Annotated in this window: 16 protein-coding genes; 10 read left to right on the top strand and 6 right to left on the bottom strand. The window is 35.7% G+C overall.

Annotated elements, in window-relative coordinates; translation table 11 throughout:
- The first annotated feature begins 10 nt into the window (after nt 1-10).
- The 4 genes from DWW68_RS10745 to DWW68_RS10760 all read left to right on the top strand — a co-directional run bounded on the left by DWW68_RS10745 (nt 11) and on the right by DWW68_RS10760 (nt 3,020).
- A complete protein-coding gene (locus tag DWW68_RS10745; RefSeq protein ID WP_021952393.1) occupies nt 11-610 on the top strand; it encodes a hypothetical protein in 600 nt (199 codons plus the stop codon).
- A 132-nt stretch (nt 611-742) separates the two neighbouring features.
- Nucleotides 743-1,735, top strand: a complete 993-nt coding sequence (locus tag DWW68_RS10750) for a fibronectin type III domain-containing protein (protein WP_021952392.1) — start codon at nt 743-745, stop codon at nt 1,733-1,735.
- Nucleotides 1,736-1,860: 125 nt separating this feature from the next.
- Nucleotides 1,861-2,235, top strand: coding sequence for an immunoglobulin-like domain-containing protein (locus tag DWW68_RS10755; RefSeq protein ID WP_118589613.1), 375 nt, complete (start codon nt 1,861-1,863; stop codon nt 2,233-2,235).
- Between the two features lie 101 nt (nt 2,236-2,336).
- Entirely contained in the window at nt 2,337-3,020 is a 684-nt protein-coding gene (locus DWW68_RS10760) for a hypothetical protein (protein WP_118589612.1), read from the top strand.
- A 68-nt stretch (nt 3,021-3,088) separates the two neighbouring features.
- Here the strand turns inward: DWW68_RS10760 and DWW68_RS10765 are convergent, their stop codons facing one another.
- Together DWW68_RS10765 and DWW68_RS10770 are read right to left on the bottom strand one after the other, a co-directional pair.
- The gene (locus DWW68_RS10765) at nt 3,089-3,877 is read right to left on the bottom strand and encodes a lysophospholipid acyltransferase family protein (RefSeq protein ID WP_118589611.1); all 789 of its coding nucleotides are present in this window, start codon (nt 3,875-3,877) and stop codon (nt 3,089-3,091) included.
- A gap of 43 nt (nt 3,878-3,920) precedes the next feature.
- The gene (locus DWW68_RS10770; protein WP_158576887.1) at nt 3,921-5,048 is read right to left on the bottom strand and encodes a glycosyltransferase; all 1,128 of its coding nucleotides are present in this window, start codon (nt 5,046-5,048) and stop codon (nt 3,921-3,923) included.
- 316 nt (nt 5,049-5,364) lie between these two features.
- On the opposite strand from DWW68_RS10770, the gene DWW68_RS10775 reads away from it, so the two are divergent.
- The 6 genes from DWW68_RS10775 (at nt 5,365) to DWW68_RS10800 (ending at nt 15,727) form a co-directional block, all read left to right on the top strand.
- Nucleotides 5,365-7,647 (top strand): hydratase, encoded by a 2,283-nt coding sequence (locus tag DWW68_RS10775; protein ID WP_021952383.1) that lies wholly within the window; start codon nt 5,365-5,367, stop codon nt 7,645-7,647.
- Nucleotides 7,648-7,715: 68 nt separating this feature from the next.
- Nucleotides 7,716-9,650 (top strand): 1,4-alpha-glucan branching protein GlgB, encoded by a 1,935-nt coding sequence (glgB, locus tag DWW68_RS10780; protein WP_118589609.1) that lies wholly within the window; start codon nt 7,716-7,718, stop codon nt 9,648-9,650.
- A gap of 75 nt (nt 9,651-9,725) precedes the next feature.
- Nucleotides 9,726-11,840: a hypothetical protein gene (locus DWW68_RS10785; RefSeq protein ID WP_118589608.1), complete on the top strand. Its 2,115-nt coding sequence runs from the start codon at nt 9,726-9,728 to the stop codon at nt 11,838-11,840.
- 161 nt (nt 11,841-12,001) lie between these two features.
- Nucleotides 12,002-12,574, top strand: a complete 573-nt coding sequence (locus tag DWW68_RS10790; RefSeq protein ID WP_158576888.1) for a hypothetical protein — start codon at nt 12,002-12,004, stop codon at nt 12,572-12,574.
- 190 nt (nt 12,575-12,764) lie between these two features.
- On the top strand, nt 12,765-13,829 hold the full coding sequence (locus DWW68_RS10795; protein ID WP_118589606.1) for an exonuclease SbcCD subunit D: 1,065 nt from the start codon (nt 12,765-12,767) through the stop codon (nt 13,827-13,829).
- Entirely contained in the window at nt 13,826-15,727 is a 1,902-nt protein-coding gene (locus tag DWW68_RS10800; RefSeq protein WP_118589605.1) for an AAA family ATPase, read from the top strand. The genes DWW68_RS10795 and DWW68_RS10800 overlap by 4 nt, the downstream gene beginning before the upstream one ends.
- Before the next feature lie 112 nt (nt 15,728-15,839).
- On the opposite strand, the gene DWW68_RS10805 is transcribed toward DWW68_RS10800, so the two are convergent.
- The 4 genes from DWW68_RS10805 to murC all read right to left on the bottom strand — a co-directional run bounded on the left by DWW68_RS10805 (nt 15,840) and on the right by murC (nt 20,949).
- Nucleotides 15,840-17,009, bottom strand: a complete 1,170-nt coding sequence (locus DWW68_RS10805; RefSeq protein ID WP_021952377.1) for a ribose-phosphate pyrophosphokinase — start codon at nt 17,007-17,009, stop codon at nt 15,840-15,842.
- A gap of 30 nt (nt 17,010-17,039) precedes the next feature.
- Nucleotides 17,040-18,032 carry an ATP-binding protein gene (locus tag DWW68_RS10810; protein WP_021952376.1) on the bottom strand — a complete coding sequence of 331 codons (993 nt, stop codon included), beginning with the start codon at nt 18,030-18,032 and terminating at the stop codon, nt 17,040-17,042.
- 27 nt (nt 18,033-18,059) lie between these two features.
- Nucleotides 18,060-19,244, bottom strand: a complete 1,185-nt coding sequence (locus DWW68_RS10815) for a DnaD domain protein (RefSeq protein WP_118589604.1) — start codon at nt 19,242-19,244, stop codon at nt 18,060-18,062.
- A 322-nt stretch (nt 19,245-19,566) separates the two neighbouring features.
- Nucleotides 19,567-20,949, bottom strand: a complete 1,383-nt coding sequence (murC, locus tag DWW68_RS10820; protein ID WP_118589603.1) for a UDP-N-acetylmuramate--L-alanine ligase — start codon at nt 20,947-20,949, stop codon at nt 19,567-19,569.
- Nucleotides 20,950-21,120: the final 171 nt, after the last annotated feature.

The raw sequence follows: 21,120 nt of genomic DNA on the forward strand, positions 1-21,120 counted from the left end.
TGATAAATATATGAAGAAAAAAACAGTAATAACAGTTGTGATAGGTGTAATCATTGCCCTAACAATAATTACAAGTATATATGGAAAGAATCCAATATATAATTATGTAAAAAATAAATATTTTCCTGATGTACTTAATTTAGAAGAGCAGTATGGAGTGAAAAATTATAAAACAGGAAACCAGACAATAGAGGTAGATGGATACACAATGGTTATGGATCAGTATTTTTTTGAGAGTGATAAATCAGCAGGCTATTTGAGGATAAAAGTGATGTACCCTGATTTGGATATGCGGGAAATGGAAACGGATAGTGGAAATGACGAAAATCTATTTAATTTCGGTTTAGATGACACAAGGTACTTTTTTGCCACTGATGTTAAAGGTGAAGGCTTTAAGGAGGGAATAACGGCATGCACATCATATCAAAAGATTAGAGCAATTCAAACAAATAAAGCAATGTATATCTATTTTAAATTTTGTTCTGAAGATGGAGGAATATACAACGGCAAAGTATTTCTCCATGACCGCAAAGCCCAAAAAGGCATAGGGTACAGCGATTATGCAGGTAAGGAAAAATATGCCATAGGTGTTTTTGATTTAACAAAGTAGTAGAGTAATTTAGTGTATTTAGTAATGCTCTAAAAATAGTTTTACTTTTTTTGGAATATAGAATATAATTAATTTATCAGTCAAGGGGCAACAAAATTTGAACCCCGGAAATATTTTTTACAGGAGGCAAAAATGAAAAATATCAAAGTTAAGGTTATGGCAATTATGCTGGTAGTTGTTATGGTATTTACAGGATGTGCTACACAGCAGTCAGACATTAAGATTAATGCTGATGGAACAGGAAAGGTTACTGTTAATGTAGAAATTGATGAAGAAGCATACATTGATGCTACACTTAAGATGCTTAAGGCAAGTGGGCTTTCAAATGTGGAAATTGCATTATATGAGAAGGAACTAAGAAAAGAACTTCCTAAATCATTTGCAGAAGCAGGAGCTAAGAAGGTTGTAAGAGATGGTAAAACATATTATCAGATTACAAGAAATCAGACTATCAAAAAAGGAAACTTAAGTCAGGATATAACTGAAGGTGGAGAAGGTTATGTAACAACTGATACATTTTATTTAAAAATGGACTTCGCTTCACAAATGAACGATTTAGGCGGAATGGATGCAGGAATGGTTGACGGAGACATAGCAAGTCAGTTTAAGGCAGCAGGTCTTGATATGGATTCATTAGTAAAAATGACAGTAAATGTTGAAATGCCAAAGGCAATTGTTGCAACAACAGGAACAATTAGTGAAACAAACAAAAACATTGCAACATTTGATGTTAAGATTTCAAAGAATCAGACATTATTTGCAACTACAAATTCAAATGTAACTTTAGAAACAGCAAAAGCTAAATACAAAGCTGACAATACTATTAGCAAACCATCTGTTAAGAAGTTAAAAGCAAATAAGGTTTCTAAAAAGGCTAAAAAAGCTACTGCAACATTGAAGTTTTCTAAGGTTAGCGGAGCAAAGAAATATCAGGTACAGTATTCTACAAAAGGTTCATTTAAGGGAGCAAAGACAAAAACAATAAAGAAAACCACATACAAGCTTACAAAGCTTAAAAAGGGAACAAAGTATTATGTAAGAGTCAGAGCTGTAAAATACAATATGTCAAAAGATACAGTATACAGCAAATGGACAAAGAAGAAGGCTGTTAAAACAAAGAAATAGTTAGAAATAATATAAGGTTTACATAGCGGGGCTGTCATTTTAATGATTTATAAGCGTTAAAGTGGCAGCCCCTAAAAATGCTCTGAGGGAAACTTAAGACTAAATATTAAAGGATATAAAAAGTTATGAAAAGATTGATGATTTTGATAATAGCAATAGCGCTTATTGTACCAAGTGAAAAAAGTGTAGAAGCATCAAAAATAAAAGGTGTAGAAGTTAATGTAGTTAACGCAACAAATAAGTACATTAAAATAACTGTTAACAATAAACGAAAGAATAGTGTATATATTTCCAAAAGATTTGTATTAAAAAAGAAGGTTAAAGGAAAGTGGAAGAAAATACATTTTAAGAAAGGCGTTAAGTTTGCGAAAACCGTAACAATATTACAAAATGAAAAGAAGCCGATAAAGATAAAATGGAAAAAATATTTTGGCAGGAATTTAAAAAAAGGTAAATATAAAATAATCTTTATAAAAGCAAATCGTTTTTCTTTACAATAATGGATATTTTACACCGGCAAGACAACTACCTGTAGGAGATGGTGGGATTTTATTCAGAGATACTGCTTATAGGGAGCTAGGAAAGTAAGTTAGGAGTGAAGATGGATTATTTTAATATTGGTAATAATTTATATTTGTTAACAATTATAATAAGGATGTTTATAGGAATTATTCTTATTTCAAAATTTCTTAAAATCAGACATAAACAAACAGTTATAATTTTGTATTATTCTATAGTATTAGGTGAAATGATTTTATTTGTCACAAATGATAAAATATTAGGAACGATAATTGGCTTGCTAATTGGAGGTATATTAGGAATAATACTAAGCAAGTACGGAAATAAAAGAAGTATTTCTGAATATATTGTTATATTTATAAATATTTACGCAACAATAGAAGCCGTGTTTTACCATTTGGATGTAAATTTTTCCGAAATACTGAAAACATATGATGATATTTATGTGGATTATAAAACGATATACGCAAAAATAATCATTACATTCATTTTAAGCAATATCATATTGGTATTGGTTAAGTTAAAACGGAAAGATACTAAAAATGAGGGCTGTCTGGTAAAAGCGATAGGAGCATATTATATAATTGCTGCTATTTTTTCTAACACCATGCATCCATTGGACGAACCGGATACATATTTTGATTTTTGGCTTCCATTGCTGAATGTAAATTATAGTCCGTATTGCTATATCATACCGGAAATCTTTTTAATAATAGTTTTAGCTTTGATATTAAAAAAGATTTATTTGGAAGATAATGAAAAATAATGAAAAATAAGTCTCTTATGAGAACATCTTTGAGAACAAAACCAAAAAAGGGGCTGAAAAGTTCCTTTTTACTCCTCATTTTCTTTTTCATAATGAATAAATTCATAAGTACTGTATTTTTCAGCGGTTTCCTTCATCCATAAATAAACCCGGTTACGCAAATCCTCTTTGGCAGCTTTACGGCTAAGAGTAGGGTTTGCATACATTGGGTCGCTGCAATATATGGTAATGGCGGGTTTCTTAAATATCAGTCCCAAAGGAAAATTACGTTTGCGGTAAGTTACAACCATAGCCACTATCGGGGCGTTTAAAAGTACAGGGTAAGCAAAACTGGCACTTTTAAAAGGACGTATGCCTACATAATAAGGCCATATATGTGCTTCAGGATAGATAGTTATGCAGCTGCCCTGATGATAACGTTTAGAAACTGTGTTAAGCATTTCCTTCATACTTGCCATGTCGTAGCCAAGGGGCATAGCACCAAGCATTGCAACTAAATGGTAAAGTCCTTTAATGGAAAAAGCATCATTTCCGGCCATAAAATAAGTACGGTGTCCCCAGCCTGAAACATCGGCAGAAAGAAGAGGGTCAATATGCATGGTGTGATTGCTGTACAAAAAGCAACCGGATTTTAACCGCCTTATAGCACCGCGATTTTTAACATGAAGCCCTACGACAATGGTATTGAAAATCTTTACCAAAGGAAACACTATAAGATAGTACAAAATATCTGCAAAGAAATTCCACAGAAAACCGGTGTGAATCCACTTATAGTCCGGGGGAAGAGCCTGAGTTTTTATCCCGTTAGTTGCCGCAAAATCATCATTTAATTCATCTGTATAGTAAATTGTTTTCATAAAAATCCTTTTCCGTTAATTTCACTAGAACACTATTATTTATCTATTTGTTTATGATGCCCAAAATCATTTCTTCCATACTGTCCATACATTTATCAAAAGCCCATTGCTTTGCGAAATCAGCATAATCCAGACTTCGCTGTTCCTTTTCCTTAGGATGTTCAATCCAGTAGTCAATTTTCTTAGCCAAATCCCCTACATTGTTACATTTAAACAGGTTTTTGTCATCAAGGGCAAAGTACCGGGTAGCGGAACGGGGGGAGTTATTAATAACAGGTACAAGACCACAGGAAATGGCTTCTAAGCAGGAAATGGCTTCAAGCTCAATTTCCGCGGCATGGACGTAAAGGTCAGCTGTTCCTAAAACCTTAAGCAAATCCGTTCTTGAATAAAACTTCATTGTAGGCTGTATTGGCAAATGTCTTTTAGAATACTTTATCAGGTTAGATTTCTGAGGACCGTCCCCGGCAAAAATCAGCTGGATACGGTTTCGGTATTTACTTTTATTTACAGCTTTTAAAAGCACAATGTGAGTTTTTTCACGACTGTAACGTCCGGTAAACAATATACGGAAAAGACCGTCATTAACGTGATACTTTGGAATATCACGGTTAAACTGGCGGTTAACTCCGTTGGAAATAACATGTCCCGGAGTAGGCCCTACCACCTTTTCAAAGGTATCACGAATAAATTGGGTAGGGTAGTGAATGGCATCACAATAACGGTACAAATGTTTATAGAAAAACTTATATACATTTTTATTAAAATGCTTATCATTCATTAAAAAGAAATGATTAGAAAAATTTTCTGCCTGGCAATGGAAACCGGCAGACAGGGGAATGCCGTATTTGTGACAATATCTTGCAACGTAGCATCCTGTAAGAAAAGGAACCATAACGTGAACGGCATCCACGCCCTTTAGAGCCTTTGCCACGACTTTTTTATCAGGCTTTGAAATATTAACTCCGTTTTTCTTAACATAATTATTAAAAGGCCCAACGTTTAATGTTTTTACAATATAATAACCGTCTTCGCCGGCCTTGTCTGCGTCAGGGCAGATAACACGAACCTCATGGCCCTTAGCCTTTAGGGAACGTATAAGGTTCATAGCGGCAATGGTAGTACCGTTATTTTCTTCTCCAAGGACATCGCTAACTACTGCAATTATCATACTAATCTCCATTCTGTCACGGCTTATGACATATATATTAAAAAGGTAAAACCTTTCTTAATCTCACATATTGGTATTTTAATATAGGCAGTACATGAAATCAAGAAATAAAAAACATACAAAAACATATATTTGTTGCAATAACCGGACACTGCTTTGCTTGATTTGAAACCGGAAATTTTGTATACTATATTTTATATAGGCGAATGTCAAAAGTACCTTTGGCACTGCCATCATTTAAGGCATATTATTTTGCCTGAATATCAGCTAAGTATTACAGATACAGACTGAAAAGTTAGGATTGCAGGAGGAGAAAATGATAACATTAAGCAAAGGCGGCGCGTATCTCATTAACGGTACAGAAGTGATTGAGGACGGTCAGGAAGAATTACTTAAGAGCAAATTAGGAGATAAGTATCTTTCAAAAGAAGATGCAGCAAAGAATACTATTGCATACGGCATCTTAAAAAATCACAATACATCAGGAAATATGGACAAGCTTCAGATTAAGTTTGATAAGCTTACATCCCATGATATTACATTTGTAGGTATTATTCAGACAGCAAGAGCTTCAGGACTTGAGAAGTTCCCTATACCATATGTACTTACAAACTGTCACAACAGTTTATGTGCAGTTGGAGGAACAATTAATGAAGATGACCATATGTTTGGTCTTACATGTGCTAAGAAATACGGCGGAATTTATGTTCCACCTCATCAGGCAGTTATTCATCAGTTTGCAAGAGAAATGCTTGCCGGTGGCGGAAAGATGATACTTGGCTCAGATTCACATACAAGATACGGTGCCCTTGGTACCATGGCTATGGGTGAAGGCGGACCGGAGCTTGTTAAGCAGCTTCTTTCCCAGACATATGATATTAACATGCCGGGAGTTATTGGAATTTACATGACAGGAGAGCCTGCTAAGGGAGTGGGACCTCAGGACGTGGCACTTGCCATTATCGGAGAAGTTTTTGACAAAGGATATGTTAAAAATAAAGTTATGGAATTTGTAGGACCGGGAGTTTCAAATCTTAGTGCTGATTTCAGAATCGGCGTAGATGTAATGACTACAGAAACTACATGTCTTTCATCTATTTGGAGAACAGACGAGAAGATTAAAGAGTTCTACGATATTCATGGAAGAGTAGAGGAATACAAGGAGTTAAATCCGGGAGCAGTTACTTACTATGACGGAATGGTATACGTTGATTTATCAAAGATTAAGCCTATGATAGCAATGCCTTTCCATCCAAGTAACACATATACTATTGACGAGGTAAATGCTAACCTTGAAGATATTTTAAGAGATGTTGAAAAGAAAGCCCTTGTCTCATTAGACGGACAGGTTGATTATAAACTTACAAACAAAATTAAGAATGGTAAATTATACGTGGATCAGGGTATTATTGCAGGATGTGCCGGCGGTGGATTTGAAAATATCTGTGCAGCAGCAGACATTCTTACAGGAAAGAATATCGGATCGGATGAATTTACCCTTAGCGTATATCCGGCTTCAATGCCAGTATACATGGAACTTATTAAAAATGGTGCAGCAGCCTCCATTATGGAAGCAGGCGGTGTTATGAAGACAGCTTTCTGCGGACCTTGTTTTGGAGCAGGAGATACACCGGCAAACAATGCATTCAGTATCAGACATTCTACACGTAACTTCCCTAACAGAGAAGGAAGCAAGTTGCAGAACGGACAGATTGCATCAGTTGCACTTATGGATGCAAGATCAATTGCAGCTACAGCAGCTAACAAGGGATATCTTACAGCAGCAACAGATATGGATGTTGAATACAAGGGACGTAAGTATCATTTTGATAAGACTATTTACGAAAACAGAGTATTTGATTCTCACGGTGTTGCTGACCCTGATACGGAAATCCAGTTTGGCCCTAACATTAAGGACTGGCCGGAAATGGTTGCACTTACAGACAATTTGTTACTTAAGGTGGTATCAGAAATACATGACCCTGTAACAACAACTGATGAACTTATTCCATCAGGTGAAACTTCATCATACCGTTCTAACCCATTAGGACTTGCAGAATTTGCACTTTCAAGAAAAGACCCTGAATATGTAGGAAAGGCAAAGGAAGTTCAGAAGGTAGAAAAGGCAAGAGAAGCAGGCCAGTGTATGTGTGAATATTCAGATGAATATAAGAAGATTCTTGAAACAATCAAGAAGGAATTTGCTGATGTGAATAAAGAAAATTTAGGTGTAGGAAGTACAATTTATGCTGTAAAACCTGGTGACGGTTCAGCAAGAGAACAAGCTGCATCATGTCAGAAGGTTCTGGGCGGATGGGCTAATATTGCTCAGGAGTACGCTACAAAGAGATATCGTTCAAACCTTATTAACTGGGGTATGCTTCCATTTATTTATGAAGAGGAAGAGCTCCCATTTAAGAAGGATGACTTTATTTTCGTTCCAAATATTGCAGAGGCAGTAAAGAATAAGACAACAGAAATTCCGGCATATGTAGTTGGCGATGAATTAAAGCCATTTACATTAAAGCTTGGTGAAATGACAGATGATGAACGTGACATTATATTAAAGGGTTGTCTCATTAACTACAACAGAGTTTAAAATCAATCTTCCGGAAACAGACAAGTCGGAAAAATATAAGCATAATGTATGCAGATGGAGGACACCATATGGGAAATAAATTAGCCATAACAAAAGATGACTGTTACTTATTTGGTAAAGGCATTAATTATGAAATATATGAGAAACTGGGTGCTCATATTACGGAAATAGATGGAGTTAAGGGAACATACTTTGCAGTATGGGCTCCCCATGCAGCTAATGTTGCAGTTATAGGCGATTTTAATGACTGGTTAGGATTTAATCACAATATGACTATGGATAATGATTCAGGAATATGGGAGCTGTTTATTCCGGAAGTTGGAGAAGGAGCAATGTACAAATATGTGATTTCCACGGAAAGTGGAGACACATTGTACAAGTCCGACCCATATGGAAACTGGGCGGAAGTCAGACCGGGCAATGCTTCAAGAGTAACCAATATTGATTCATATAAATGGAATGATTCCAAGTGGATTCATCAGAAGGCATCGGAAAGTCACTACGAACTGCCTATGTCAATTTATGAGGTGCATCCGGGTTCATGGAGAAAAGACTATAAGGGACCGGATGATGAAGATGGATTTTATGACTATAGAAGGATGGCAGATGAACTGGTAGATTACGTGGTGGATATGGGATATACTCATGTGGAACTTATGGGAATCTTAGAGCATCCTTTTGACGGTTCATGGGGGTATCAGGTTGTGGGATATTATGCACCTACATCCAGATATGGAAAGCCTCAGGATTTTATGTATTTAATAGACGCTTTTCATAAGGCAGGAATCGGAGTTATTTTGGACTGGGTTCCGGCGCATTTCCCAAAGGATGCCCACGGACTTGCCATGTTTGACGGAACACCTCTTTATGAATATGCTGACCCTAGGAAGGGAGAACATCCTGATTGGGGTACAAAGGTTTTTGACTATTCTAAAACAGAGGTTAGCAATTTCCTTATTGCAAATGCTTTATTCTGGGTGGAAAAGTATCATATAGACGGACTTCGTGTAGATGCAGTGGCATCAATGCTTTATCTTGATTATGGAAGAAAAGATGGAGAATGGGTTCCTAATAAGTACGGCGGAAATGAAAATTTAGAGGCAATAGAGTTCTTTAAGCATTTAAGCAGTATTATGAGATATAGAAATCCAAGGGCTTATATTATAGCAGAAGAGTCTACAGCGTGGCCGAAGGTTACCATGGCACCGGAAGAAGGCGGACTGGGATTTTCTTACAAGTGGAATATGGGATGGATGCACGATTTCCTTGAATATGTGAAGCTTGACCCGTATTTTAAGAAGAATAATCATAATAAGATGACATTTGGACTGACTTATGCATTTAGTGAGAACTTTATCTTAGTTCTTTCCCACGATGAGGTAGTTCATTTGAAATGTTCAATGATTAACAAGATGCCGGGGTACCCGTCAGATAAATTTAAAAACCTTAAGACGGCGTATACATTTATGATGGGACATCCGGGAAGAAAGCTTTTGTTTATGGGACAGGAATTTGCCCAACTTCAGGAGTGGTCAGAGGCAAGAAGTCTTGACTGGTATTTGTTAGACGAACCTGAACATAAGGATATGCAGGACTATGTAAAGAAATTATTACATATCTATAAGAAATATCCGGCACTTTATACTGAAACAAAAGGCTATGGAGCTTTTGAATGGATAAATGCAGATGACAGAGACAGAAGTATATTTAGTTTTGTAAGAAAAACAACAGAGCCTGATTACAGGAATTCTGTGGGATTCGTATTTAACTTTACACCGGTGGAAAGACCTGACTATGTAGTTGGTGTTCCAAAAGCCGGAACATACAAGAGAATTATTACTACGGAAACAGGAGATACGGAAGTAGTGAAATATAAAGCAAAGAAACAGGAGGCTGATGGTAAGCCATATAGATTGGAAATACCACTTAGGCCTCTGGAATCAGTAGTTTTTGAATTCCCTAAAGTAATAAAGAAGAAAGCAAAAACAACAAAAAAGAAATAAAGATTAACTAAAAAGGGCAGTTGTTAAGCTGCCCTTTGTTGGCAGTAACAATACAGAGAATTTTCGGAGAAAAAGATGAAAAAAAAGGTATTTATCGTAATTATTATTTTAATTATATTAGGTGGAGCAAGTGCATTTGGAATAATGTACAATAAAAATCATACATCAGGGGAGCCTGAGAAAAATGATGTGGCAGAAATGACAGACAAAATTCCTGACATGAAGGTATATGCAGGAAGCAATGTTATTGGAACCATAGACGGATACACAATGGAAATGAATTATGCACACCTTAGAGATAGTATTATTCCGGTAGGTACAGACAATAAGGTTTCTATGGAAATAACATCCAACAAAAATAAGATTGAAAAATTATCTTATGAGGTGGTAAGTGCAGAAGGTGACACTCTTCTAGATAGTGGAGAAATCACGGATTTACAGGAAAATGACGGGGAAATTGCCTTTGATTATCAGGCAAGTGCCATTATGGAAAAGGGAAAAGAATATTTTCTTACCTTCAACATGTCTACAGATAAACATAAAAATCTGCACTATTACACAAGGGTTATGCAAATAGGTGCAGATGTAGTTAAAGACCAGATTGCCTTTGCCAAGGATTTTAGTGACAGAACCTTTAATGAAAACGAGGCAAAGGGATTAGTGGCATATATTGAGCCGGATGCAAAGGGAGCTAATGATAATTTAGGGGAGACTACCATTAAATCCAGTTACAGCATGCTGGTGTGGAAGACACTTCACCCGGCAAAGAGCACTGATACAACTGTGTATGCCAAGGATTTTTGTATAAAAGACAGCGGCGAGGCAGGAACCTACACCATGAATTATCAGATGAAAGCAACAAATACTGAAAAGGTGGAGGAAACCTACAATGTTACTGAAAACATTACAGTGTGGACCTGTGCAGGTAAACAGTATGTACTGGCATATGACAGGGAGGTAAATCAGGTTTGGGCTGCTTCAAAGAATAATGTTGGAAACAGTTTTATTGATTTGGGAATACAGAAGCAGACAACGGTTTCTAATGTAGAAAGCTCTAACGGACAGTTTATCGGATATGAGATAAATGGTGACGTGTATACTTTTGATGTTACCGGCAAAAAAATGTATCGTGTATATAACAGCAAGGCAAAAAGCGGGCAGCAGCTTTACAAGACCCGCTCCAGAGTTATAAAGGTGGATAATGATGGAAATGCAGAATACATGATATATGGTTACAGTCCAAGTGTAAATCATGGTGGAAAAAATGGAATTTCCATAATGGATTACAGTGTTAAGGATAATAAATCAGTGGAAAAAGCCTTTATACCATGTAATGAGCCGGCGTGGATTCTGGAAAATCAAATGTCTCAGCTTTGCTATGAAGGTGACGGAACATTATATATAATGCTGGGAAAAGCAGTATATTATGTAAACTTAAAAACAAAGGAATGGGGAACATTGATTGAGAACATGGAGGATGGAAGTTTGTGTGTAAATGAGCAGGGAACAGTAATTGCTTATAACACCAATGGAAGTATTTATAACAGTGACAGTATTACTGTTATTGATTTAACTAATGGAGACAAAAAGGAAATTAAGGCAGAAGAAGGTAAGAAAATTGCAGTATGCGGATATACCGGTGCTAATCTGGTATATGGAACAGGAACAATTTCAAAAGATAAGAAATACGATGCTTTTCCTATTGAAACACTAAACATAGTGGATTCTGATTTAAACCTGGTTAAGTCATATTCAAAAAGCGGAATAACTATGACAGACGTAACTATTACAGATACAATTATCAGCTTTAAGCGTTTTAGAAAAGGAAAGCGTTTAGAGGATGACCAGCTTCTTGACAACACAGAGGATACGGTAAGGGTTGCTAATTCAAGCTATTATACCGATGACATGAAAATGAGGGAACTGGCGCTGTCCTTTACCAATAATCTTAATGCCACAACCAAGCTTACCATTGGCAAATGGGGATCAGTGGAATTTTCTACAGGAACAGAGGTTGACTCTAAATTTGTAAAAACCACTGAAGACAGATATTTTGTATATGGATATGGAATGCTTCAGGGAGTGTATTCTAAAAAGGAGGATGCCACAAAAGCCGCAAGGGAAGTTTATGGTTTGGTGATAGATGAAAGGGGTAGTAAAATATGGGTGTTTGAGGAGAACTATCAGTAGAAAATATATTTAAACATAAAGTGAAAAAAAGGCATTAAATATAACAAAATTAACAATTATAAAGTAGAAATATAGCATGTAATGGGATATAATTATTTACAGATATTGGAAAGTGACAATTTTTTCTATAAAAAGTGTAGTTATCCGGTTTAATGATAAATATGAAGAAAAAATTCATTTCATTATTGATGATAATAGCAATGATGTTTTCTATGCTTCCGGCGAATGTGGTTGACATAAAAGCTGCAACAGGGAAAACAGCTATTATTAGTGTAGAAGGGAAAAATGCCATTCCCGGCTCTACAGTATCTGTAAATGTGTCTATAAAGGACAATCCGGGAATATTAGGCTCGGTACTTAGGGTTGAATATGATTCCAAGCTTACATTGACAGATGCAAAGTCAGGGGAAGCTTTTAGCACATTAGTTATGACCAAGCCGGGAAAATTCGGTTCACCAAGCAAGTTTGTATGGGATGGTCAGGATTTGCCAATTACAGGAAGCCAGAATTCTAATTCGGTAGGATTCTTCTATTTATACGGAAGTGCTCCATGCTGGTATTATGAATGGACAAGGACAGTAGTTGCATCTTACAAGACTCAGTATCGTTATGCAGACCGCAGTAAGTCATACACATACTTATTTAAGAAGGTAGAGCAAAAGGAGTCCACCTCAGAAATTCAGGAATCGGATTCCGTAAGCAATGTACAAAAATGGGTTAAGTACACTATTTAGTGGGATAAAAATAACATAATATTATATAATAAAGAGGTCATTCACATTAGTGGATGGCCTCTTTGTTATGGATGCAAATATTAAAACTCATATTTTATTCTCATTAAACCATAACATATCTCTCTGATTAATTGACCGAAAAATCCATTAATGTTATACTAAAAGATAGTAAAAAAGTTCGGGAGGGACTATGCGTTTTATTCATACAGGAGATATTCATTTAGGAGCCATGCCGGAGAGCAGAAAAGAGTGGGCAAAAAACCGTGGAGATGAAATCTGGCAGACTTTTGAGAGATTAATAAAGAAAATTAAAGCACAGCCGGTGGATATGTTGATTATTGCCGGGGATTTGTTTCACAGACAGCCATTGCTTAGGGAGTTAAAAGAGGTGGACTATCTTTTTTCAACAATACCTGAAACTAAAGTAGTGCTGTGTGCCGGAAATCATGATGCCATTAAAAAGGGGTCATTTTACGATGGCTTTAAGTGGAGTGATAATGTTATTTTTCTAGGCAGTGATAATGTTCAAAAAGTGGAAATCCCGGAACTTAACGCATGTGTCTATGGACTTAGCTACCATCAGACAGAAATAACAGATGGAATGTATGATCACATTATTGTGGACAGACCTGATATGATAAATATTCTGGTGGCTCATGGTGGTGATGAAAAGCATATTCCGATTAATAAAAAGAGAGTGGCAATGTCAGGATTTGACTACGTGGCAATGGGACATATTCACAAGCCGTTTATGGATGAAAAGTACAAAATGGCTTATTGTGGTTCCTTAGAGCCTATTGATGTGAATGATACAGGTGAGCGTGGCTATATATACGGAGAAGTGGACAAGAAAGGTCTGGAGTTTGAATTTGTGCCATTTTCTAAAAGACAGTATGTTGATTTGGACTTTACGGTAACGCCGAATGCTACAAATATGGAAATCAGACACAGACTTTCCGACATTTTTAATGAAAGAGGAAAGGATAACATGTACCGTGTAACATTTAACGGTTACAGGGATCCTGAATTTGAAATAAGCATAAAAGACGTAATGGATTGTGGCAATATAGTAACTGTTATTGATGAAACAATTCCGGATTTTGATTTTGAGGAAATGTATGCCGACAATAAGGATAATATTCTTGGAATGTTTATTGGTCAGTATTTAGATAAGGAACCATTAAATCCGTTGCAGCAGAAGGCACTTTATTATGGCACAAAAGCTTTATCACAGGCTATGGAGGGTAAGGTATGATTATAAAAGATATACAGTTGACGAATTTTGGTAAATTTAATCATAAATATATATCTCTTGAGCCGGGACTTAATATTATATATGGTGAAAATGAGGCAGGGAAAACCACTCTTCACACCTTTATAAGAGGTATGCTTTTTGGAATTGAAAAGCAAAGAGGAAAGGCAAGTGCTAAAGATACCTATTCTAAATACCAGCCATGGGACAATCCTTCTAATTATCAGGGAACCATGGGAATTGAAAGCGATGGAGTGAATTATCGTATAGAGCGCAATTTTAGTAAGGAAAATAAGAGCTTTAAGGTAATAAATGAGGATTTAGGTATTGAATTATCTCAGGAACAAATAGATGAACTGTTTGCGGGACTGGATGAAAGCTGTTATTACAATACCATTAGCATAAGCCAGCTAGGCAGCGTTACTGACAAGGAACTGGAGAATATACTGAAAAATTATGCAGCTAATCTTGGTTCCACAAAGTCTATGGAAATTAATATAAAAGAGGCTTTTGAGGAGTTAAATACCGAAAAAAGAAAGATTATTTCTGAAAATAAAATTGGAGAAGAGGATGAAATCCGCAGATATATAAGAGATGACGAGGATACATTGGAGTTGTCAGAAAGAGAACAGCACACAATTATTGCCTCTATTGAACAGAAAAAGGAGTCTGTGGCACGTCTTCAGGAAAAGAAAAAGGATTTGTCTGCAAGGGATGCCAAAAGGCTGGAGGAACTGGCAAGGCAAAATGAGAGAAAAGAGAATCTTTATCAGGAGGTTTTGTCATATACCACGGAGCTTGAAAAGTATAACTCTATGTTAGAACAGATAAAATCCCATAAGCAGTCATTGGAAAATGAATTAAAAAGCAAGGGGATTGATAATTGGGAGACCATGGATATGCTTACAGATAAGGTTGTAAACAGAAGCAATATACCGATTGTGTTTATAATTCTTACCATGGCATTTATTGGGGCAGCAATTGGCTTTACCGTTGGCAATGTTGATTTGTTATATGTAGGGGAATATTGGATGAAGCCTGCGATTTGCTTAGGACTGGCAGGCGTGTGTCTGATTTTATCTGTTGTAAAGTTTTTTGTTAACAAAAAGAAACGCAATAAGAAAATTGAAAGCCTGAAGGAGCTTAAGCTGGTACTGGACAAGTTAGATGCGGCAAAGCATGAGGAAACTTATTGTATGCATCAGATTGACAGCAAAAAAGATGCCCTTGAGGCAACACAGGAGCTGATAAAGGCAGAAGAAGATAAGGAAGTAAATTCAGAAGATTGTAGCGATGAGCTTAAGGAAATAGAGCAGCAGGAGAGGGAATTGAATGAGGCTATTTCCAAGGCTAACTGGATTTTGGAGCAGAAAAAAGAAAAAGATATTGAAGTTGAAGCAAGAATTAATGAATCAAATCACAGACTTGAAGTTATTAAAAAAGCAAAGTTTGAAATTGATGCCATTGAAGAGGCAAAAGCTAATATTGAAAAAATAGCTGCTGAAATTAGAAACAGCTTTGGAAAGAAGTTAAATGAAAAGGCGTCCTTTTATATGTCGGAGATTACCAATGGAAAATATGATAATCTTTCTATAGATGACAGATTAAACATTTCCATTAATGGTAAAAAATCACTAATTCCTGCATCTAAGCTTAGTAAAGGAACGGTGGAGCAGATATATATGGCGCTTCGCCTTGCAGCAGCTGATATCATTTTTGAGAAAGATAAGAAGCCGATTTTTTTAGATGATGCCTTTGTTATGTATGATAATAAACGTATGGGCAACACAATGAAGTTTATGGCTGAAAGCATGGAACAGGTTATTATTTTCTCCTGCCATACCAGAGAAAAAGTAATGGCGGATAAGTTGAAAATACATCACAACTTCATAAAATTATAAAATAAGAAATCAAAAAGACAGCTTGCCCAGAGGCAGCCGGCTTAAAAATAAGATATAAAGACAAAAAAAGATTGCTACCAAAATAGTAGCAATCTTTTTAAATAAACTTTAACTATCTGTTTCCATATTCATTAACACGTTTGTTGATACGCTCAACAGGATCTAATAAATCGCTAATTGAAGAATCGTGGTTTAATCTGTCAATAAATAAGGCTGTGTATTTTGCAACGTCTACACTGATGTACCATTCTTTTGACAAAAGTTCAGGAGTCTGGTAAATGCAGTTTGTAGTCATTACTCTGTAAATAAGACCATCTTCATAGGCTTTATCAAATTTTTCCAAACCGTTTGTAAAGAGACCAAAGGTTGATGCAACAAAAACTCTCTTTGCTTTACGTTTTTTTAACTGGCTTGCAACATCTAACATACTGTCACCGGATGAAATCATATCATCAATAATAAGAACATCCTTTCCTTCTACTGATTCGCCTAAATATTCATGAGCTACAATAGGATTTCTTCCATCTACAATAGTAGTATAATCACGACGCTTATAGAACATACCCATATTAATACCAAGTACGTTGGCGAAGTATACAACTCTTCCCATAGCACCTTCATCAGGGCTTATAACCATTAAATGCTCTGAATCTAACTGCAAATCGTCAACATTTCTTAAAAGATTTTTAATGAACTGATATGTTGGCATAATTGACTCAAAACCGTGAATAGGAATAGCATTGTTAACTCGTGGGTCATGGGCATCGAAAGTAAGAATATTATCAACTCCCATATTAACAAGTTCCTGTAACATAACTGCACAATCCATAGATTCTCTGGAAGTACGTCTGTGCTGTCTGCTTTCATATAAGAAAGGCATAATAACAGTAATTTTTTTTGCCTTACCTGCAGCAGCGGCAATAACTCTCTTAATGTCTGCATAGTGGTCATCAGGAGACATATGGTTCTTTTGACCACAAACAGTATACTCAATGCTGTAATTAGTAACATCATCGATAATATAGAGGTCGCAACCACGAACTGTGTCTTTTAAGGTACATTTTGCTTCACCTGTACCAAATCTTGGTGTGCTTACATCTAACAGGTATGAATCCTTAACATAACCTTTAAATGTAATAGGTGATTCTTTTGCTTCGACTCTTTCACTTCTCCAATCAGAAATGTAAGCATCAACAGTTTCTCCTAATGCCTTACTTCCTGATAATGCTACGATGGCAAGTGGACCAACGGGAATAGATTCGATAAACTTTTCGATAGCCATTTGTAAAACTCTCCTTCATGTGTAAATGTGTTAAATAGTAAACTTTTTCTTTATTCTTATATCATCACCAAAAATCTTAAAAGAATTATAATTTCCAATAACCCTGGAAAAAATTCTCTCTTCATATTTATTCTGCAAATCTTCTATAGAAAAGTTTGTAGAAATAATAGTAGATTTCTGATGTATAAGTCGCTCATTAAGACAATCAAACAGTGCCGAGTCGGTAAAGGAATTGCTCATCTCAGTACCTAAATCGTCAATTATAAGTAAATCACATCCCTCTAATTCATTTATACTAATCTGTCTGTAAACGGAATTATTCTCTCTTCTGAAAGAATAATCTGCAAGCAGGTCAAAAAACTGAACTGCTGAAAGATAAATAACAGAATAAGATTTGTCTATTAATTCTTTGGCAATACAGTTAATTAAAAAGGTTTTGCCTGTACCCGCCCTGCCATAGAATAGCAGATTACATGGGTGTTTGTCAAAGTTATTTATAAAATAATGACATCTGTCTACAATAGTTTCCATATTTTCCAGGGAAGATATGCCGGAAACTTCATCAATTATGTCATCAGAATAGAAATCAAAATTGAAATTATCAAAATTTTCCACTGCTAAAATCTCATTTAATTCTGATCTTGAATATATAAGATTTATTATTTCAGACTTAAGGCATTCACAAGGTTTTCCGTGGACAAATCCGGTGTCCTTACAAATAGGACAGGTAAAAATTTCATCCAGATAGTCCCCGGGATATCTGTTCATAAGAAGTGCTGCACGCTTTTTCTCGCTTATAACCTGAATATCCTCTCTTAAAGAGTCCTTAGCAGAAGCATCACCGGACAATGCAAGTCTTGTGGCATTAACAGCCAGTGAAGCAATTTCCCTGTCATATTCGGCTATTTGAGGTACATTTTCATAAACCTCCTTAATACGCCTGTCCATTTCTATTTTATTTTCTAAACGTCTGTTATTATAGTTGTTACTTATAGTATCAAACTGTTCTCTTGTAAGACCCATAGGGGAAACTCTCCTTAAATCCTTTTATTAAATATTCTTCTTGGCAAATTTCTTGTTTTGGCTTTCTACAATCTTCTTTTCTAACTGACTGTAATCATATGTACGCTGTTCAAAAGTTTTTGCACGTTTAGCTTTCACTGCCTTCTTTGCCGGGGCTTTTGAAACAACACTAAATGACTTAGCTGTCTCTTCAGAATGAATCTTGTCCAGCTTTTCAATAGCTTCTAAGCAATTGGCGTCATTTTTAAACCAGTTTGTCAAAATACCATCTGCGTATCTGAAACTTGCACAGTGAGTATGCTCCATGGTACGGTTGCATGCCTCTAAAATAATGTCATCAGAAAAACCATACTTGTCTGTCCATTTTGAAATATATAAAACCTCATTTTTTACAGGAGCCTTATAAGTTAGTCCAAAAATCTTATAAATTCTTTTGTAAATATCCTTTCTTACTTTTGCATCTAACTTAGCTTCCTCGATAGTATAGATATCCTTTTGAACATAAGAAATAGCAGTCTTTTCAATATATGAAAAAGTCTTATGACCTTCTGAAATGCACTTTTCCATTATGTATATAATAAAATCAGAATCCAGCTTAAGTCCGTCTAACATATAAATAATGCTGTTAATGTCAGCAGGATTAAGTGTACATCCTAAATAAGTCTGTGCCAAAAATGTAAGCTGCTCAAACCTGTCATCATTTGAAAAAGAAGCAATTTCCTTTGGAGAATATTTCCTCTTAGCCGGAATGATAATCCCTGATGTTTCCGGAACAGGAATAGGAGTGCTGTCTCCTGAAACCGCTGCCAAAATTTCAGGTTTTACATCTGAAATATCAGATACTTCAATAGCACCAGATACATTCTCAGTGGAAATACCACTTACAAGATAACGGTTGCTTTTTAAGGCTTCAAATCTGATGCAGGCAATATTTCCGGACTTGTCCGTTGAAAGTGATAACAGACTTTGATCTGCCCAGTAATGGAGGGCACGATTTACGTCAGCCTCTAACATATTAAACCTGTCAGCAATATTTGAAAGTGTTAATTCATCTTCAGAAGCTTCGCTAGTATTTCTGTTCATAAGACGAAGCAAATGAAGGTAGATTTTTATAAATTCCCCATTGGCTTTTGGCATATATTCATCTAAAAAAACATTCGAAATAGAGGTGAAATCCGCAAAGTTACCTCTGTCTAAAATCAACTTAGCCATTTTTGTGCTCTCCTACAATAATTTTTTATATCAAGCTTTGCTCCAAAGCTTTGTCTGCATCTCAAATACATTTTGAAGTATAGCATAAAATTTCTAAAAATCAACGTCACAAATTGGCTGAAATGCCCTATTTTAAAGGGATTGCGGGGTATGTTAATAATGTTAATAATGATAATAAAAAGGGGGCATAATTTGTCGAAAACTGTCACACCTCCCATTAACTCTGGAAAATCAAGGTTGCTAAAATTCAATCTTATGTAAACAAAAAATCCACAAAACTTTGTTAATAGTTATCAACAAAATTTTGTGGAATGTTAATAAGTTATTTTCCAAGAAGATGTTCCCCTATTTTTACTACGTCTCCGGCACCCATTGTTATTAACAAATCATTGTGTGCACAATTTTCTAATAAAAAATTTTCTATTTCACTAAAAGTTGGGAAATAGTAAGCGGTACCACCGTCTTTTTTTATCTCATCCATTACATCTTTTGAACTTATGCCAAGGGTATTTTTCTCCCTTGCAGCATAAATATCAGCCAGAACTACTGCATCAGCTTCCTTCAACGCATCAGCGAACTCAGGCAACAGAGCTTTTGTACGTGAATATGTGTGTGGCTGGAATACAACCCATAATTTATTGTGAGGGTAGTGTTTTGCAGTGCTAAGGGTGGCCCTAATCTCATCAGGATGATGGGCATAATCATCTATAATGGTAATATCTCCCAATTTACCCTTAAGCTGAAAACGTCTGTCCGTACCTTCATATGCCGTAAGTCCTGTTTTAATATCTTCATTACTTATTCCCATAAAGTGGGCAGCGGCAATAGAAGCTAAGGAATTATAAATATTGTGCTTTCCTGTGACCTTTAATGTAATATGGTCTTTAATTTCACCGTTTACAACTAAGTCATAAGAGCCTCTTGCAAATTCATCAAAAGTAATATTTGCAGCACTGTACATACTTTTATCAGGGTCTGAACCTACTGTAATGACACTGCATTTGAGCCCTTCCGTAAAATATTCAATATTGTCAATGTCGCTGTTAATAATTAAAGCTCCATCATCAGGGACTAAACGGGCATATTCCCTAAAGCTATGTCTTATATCGTCTAAATCCTTAAAAAAGTCCAGATGGTCCGCTGCAACATTTAAAATAATGGCAACTGTTGGCTTAAAGGATAAGAAACTGTTAGTATATTCGCATGCTTCAGTAATAAGCTTATCAGAATGACCGATTCTTGTATTTCCCTTAATGGCAGGCATAATTCCACCTACTAATATGGTAGGGTCGGTATCTGCCTCGAGCATAATCTGGGAAAGCATGGAAGTAGTAGTGGTCTTTCCGTGAGTTCCTGAAACTCCAATGGCAGTATGGTAATTCTGCATAATCTGACCTAAAAATTCCGCCCTTGTAAGAAGGGGAATATTCATTGATTTTGCTGCAACTAATTCAGGATTATCCTGTTTAACGGCAGCTGTATAAATTAAAACTTCAACATCTGAAGAAACATTCTGCGATTTTTGTCCGTAGCAAATAGTTGCACCTAATGACTCTAGGTGCTTTGTTATTTCGGACTCCTTTGAATCTGAACCTGTAACGGTAAAACCTCTTGAAATCATGATTTCTGCTAATGCACTCATACTAATTCCACCGATTCCGGTAAAATGTAGTTTAGCAGGAGTATTAAAATCTAATTTGTACATATTCTTCTCCAATCTCATAATAAAATCTTATATGATTATACACTTGTTTTAGTACTTTTTAAAGATTTAACATAAAATTAATCAAAACTAAAAGGTAAATCTTCTATAATAAATACAAAAATCAGGAATAACTTTATTATAGCAATTTTAGACAAAATATAGTATAGAAAA

Source organism: Eubacterium sp. AF16-48 (assembly GCF_003479405.1).
Taxonomy (GTDB): Bacteria; Bacillota; Clostridia; order Lachnospirales; family Lachnospiraceae; genus Eubacterium_G; species Eubacterium_G segne.